Annotated in this window: 4 protein-coding genes and 2 pseudogenes; 4 read left to right on the plus strand and 2 right to left on the minus strand. The window is 55.4% G+C overall.

Annotation, left to right across the window (positions count from 1 at the left end; genetic code table 11):
• Both istA and AKU94_RS19950 read right to left on the minus strand, forming a co-directional pair.
• Positions 1–659, minus strand: a 659-nt coding sequence (istA, locus tag AKU94_RS04840) for an IS21 family transposase (RefSeq protein ID WP_157056421.1), incomplete at its 3' end; no start/stop codon positions are given.
• Between the two features lie 369 nt (positions 660–1,028).
• Positions 1,029–1,184, minus strand: a complete 156-nt coding sequence (locus tag AKU94_RS19950; protein WP_198144838.1) for a hypothetical protein — start codon at positions 1,182–1,184, stop codon at positions 1,029–1,031.
• 5 nt (positions 1,185–1,189) lie between these two features.
• Between AKU94_RS19950 and AKU94_RS20845 the strand changes: the two genes are divergently transcribed.
• The 4 genes and pseudogenes from AKU94_RS20845 to AKU94_RS19580 form a co-directional block, all read left to right on the plus strand.
• Positions 1,190–1,723 carry a DUF3800 domain-containing protein gene (locus tag AKU94_RS20845; protein ID WP_083444938.1) on the plus strand — a complete coding sequence of 178 codons (534 nt, stop codon included), beginning with the start codon at positions 1,190–1,192 and terminating at the stop codon, positions 1,721–1,723.
• Positions 1,724–1,770: 47 nt separating this feature from the next.
• Positions 1,771–1,936: pseudogene (locus AKU94_RS04850) on the plus strand (transposase); the annotation flags it as partial.
• Between the two features lie 216 nt (positions 1,937–2,152).
• Positions 2,153–2,377, plus strand: coding sequence for a hypothetical protein (locus AKU94_RS19575; RefSeq protein ID WP_157056422.1), 225 nt, complete (start codon positions 2,153–2,155; stop codon positions 2,375–2,377).
• Positions 2,378–2,397: 20 nt separating this feature from the next.
• A pseudogene (locus AKU94_RS19580) lies at positions 2,398–2,636 on the plus strand (hypothetical protein); the annotation flags it as partial.

Here is a 2,636-nt window from a genome sequence, read left to right on the forward strand (position 1 = left end):
GCCAGGAACCGCGCGTTTACATCGCGCTTCTTTCCGACACCAACCCGGTCGACGGCTGTCTTCATGTTGTCGTAGACGCCGCGCCCTGGAACACCCTCAAACACCCGGAAGCCATGCCAGTGGGCATCGAACAGCATCTCATGCGTTTGCAGCAGATAGGCCCGCACCAAGAAGGCGCGGCTGTGCGACAGCTTGATATGGGCGACCTGAAGCTTGATGCGCTCGCCGCCAACATAGGCCCAGTCCTCGCTCCAATCGAATTGAAACGCCTCGCCAGGCTGGAACACCAGCGGAACGAAGACCCCGCGGTCAGTCGTGTGATATGCGCGTTGCCGTTCACCCTTCCAGTCCCGCACAAAGGCCGCAACCCGCTCATATGAGCCATCAAAGCCAAGCTGCACCAGATCGGCATGCATCTGCTTGGCAGTCCGCCGCTCCTTGCGTGATTTGCGCTGCTCAGACAGCAACCAGGCTGTCAGCTTCTCAGCATACGGATCCAGCTTGCTCGGCCGGTCCGGTCTCTGAAACTCGGGCTCGACAATCCCAGCCCGCAGATACTTCTTGATCGTGTTGCGAGATACGCCTGTACGCCGCGCAATCTCGCGAATGGGCATCTTGTCTCGCAGCGCCCATTTCCGAATAACCCTCAAAAATCCCATGTCTACCACTCCAATAGCCCCCAGCTGAATCAAGCAGGGGCAAGGTTGCACATGGGTCAATTCTCAATGACAATTTCTGCTGTTGCCGGGTCAGTTCTCAGTGACAATCAACACATTCCATCTTAATGCTGTCTGAGCGCGGCCCGTTTTCAATTGCTCCGACGCTATAAAATTCATCGGCCGCGATGCAGCCAGAAGATCTTTCTTCAGTGGGAACCCATGTGAAATTTAGTGAACAAATTGCGATCCCGCTACCAGTGTGCGCAGTCGCACCCGGTGAGAAGCTGCGGCTTCCAAGCCAGCATTTGCTCTGCTCGGCCATTTGCGCTGCGGCGGAAGTGCTAAAGCAGGCAGAAAGCGCAATCATCGTTAGTCGTCGCATTTCTGGTCCTTCTCATCCGGCTTCTGCTTTACCAGCTTGCCTAGCCTCTCGTTGAACTTCTCTTTGTCGCCGTCCGCTTCTAGCTCGCGGGCGGCTTCTTTGAAGCGGTCTAGTTGACTCTTTTGGGTGTCAGGTGCTTTCATAGTAAATGTCCAATTTCTCAGACCCTTACGAATACGTGCTATATATCGATGAAGCTGGCGACGACGGCTTAAAGCGTGTTCGACCTATAGATAACGCAGGCGCGACAGAGTGGCTAGTAATCTCTGGTGTACTCGTTCGTCATAACAACGAAGAAAAGGTAGTAGATTGGGTTCGGGAAATACGGGAAGATATTAACGTCAGGCAAGGGCCAGCGTTGCACTTTAAAAACCTTTCACTGACCAAGAAACTTAGAGCCTGCCAAATGATAGCTGAAAAACAGTTAATCTGTTTCGCTGTTTGCTCAAATAAAAAGAATATGTGCGGGAGGAGCAACGAGCGCGCTGCAAAGATGGGTGGTAAGCAGTGGTTTTATAATTTTTGCGTGTGCTTCTTAATGGAAAGGGCAACTGACCTGTGTTTGCGGGACAGTATGCAGAAGTATGGGGCCCCTCGCTATATGCGCGTTGTCTTCAGCCAGCGAGGCGGACACGAATGCGGGCAAACTGAACTACCCCCCGAAATTCGGACAGTGACGTAAGCTACGATTTACAGTCTGCTGATCTTCGACGAGAAGGAGATCAGCAGATGTCGAACCGCAAACAACATGCGCCTGAATTTAAGGCGAAGGTCGCGCTGGAAGCCTTGAAGGGCGAGGCGACCGCCGCCGAGCTGGCGAGCCGGTTCGGGGTGCATCCGACGATGATCCATCAATGGAAACGTGCGCTCCTTGAGGGCGCCTCCGGCGTGTTTGAACGCGGTGGCAAAAAGAATCCCGAGATCAATGAAGAACAGGTGAAAGAACTCCACGCCAAGATTGTGGGGTAAGCCCGCGAACGCCATGCGTTCGAGAGAGCGGGCGCACGCCGTGGCCCCAGCGGGGCGGGGGCTTGCGCGGCCCCGCTGGGGCCACGGTCCCCTTGGCTTTGTCACGAAAGCTCAAACCATGGACCGGCAAGTGAGGCGCGACATGATTGAGCCGAATAATTCCATTTTGTCCATTGGGCAGCAATGCAGGTTGCTGTCGATCTCGCGCTCGTCATTCTATTACAAGCCTAAGGGCGAGACCGAGCAGAACCTCAGCTTGATGCGGCGGATCGATGAGCAATTTCTGGAGACGCCGTTCTTCGGTGTCCGCCAGATGACTTGGCACTTGCGCAGTTCAAGGGACCGTGGCCCCAGCGGGGCCGCGTAAGCCCGCAGAACGGCCACTTGGTGAACGAGAAACGGATACGCCGGCTGATGCGCCTGATGGGGCTGATGCCGATCTACCAAAAACCCGACACCAGCAAGCATGCGAAAGGGCACAAGACGTATCCCTACCTGCTGAGAGGTCTGCGGGTAGAGCGTCCGAACCAAGTTCCCCTCTCACACATGCAAGCATGTGTTGCCGGTCAGTGGGTGCTCGGATATTACCTATCTGCCCATGCGCCGAGGGTTCCTCGTATCTGGCC

The sequence above is a fragment of the Pseudorhodobacter aquimaris genome, assembly GCF_001202025.1.
In the GTDB taxonomy this organism is placed as follows: domain Bacteria; phylum Pseudomonadota; class Alphaproteobacteria; order Rhodobacterales; family Rhodobacteraceae; genus Pseudorhodobacter; species Pseudorhodobacter aquimaris.

Excerpts from the sequence above, each read along its gene's own strand:
- AKU94_RS19950 (WP_198144838.1), bottom strand. The coding sequence starts at position 1,184 with ATGAAAGCACCTGACACCCAAAAGAGTCAACTAGACCGCTTCAAAGAA.
- AKU94_RS20845 (WP_083444938.1), top strand. The coding sequence starts at position 1,190 with ATGTCCAATTTCTCAGACCCTTACGAATACGTGCTATATATCGATGAA.
- AKU94_RS19575 (WP_157056422.1), top strand. The coding sequence starts at position 2,153 with ATGATTGAGCCGAATAATTCCATTTTGTCCATTGGGCAGCAATGCAGG.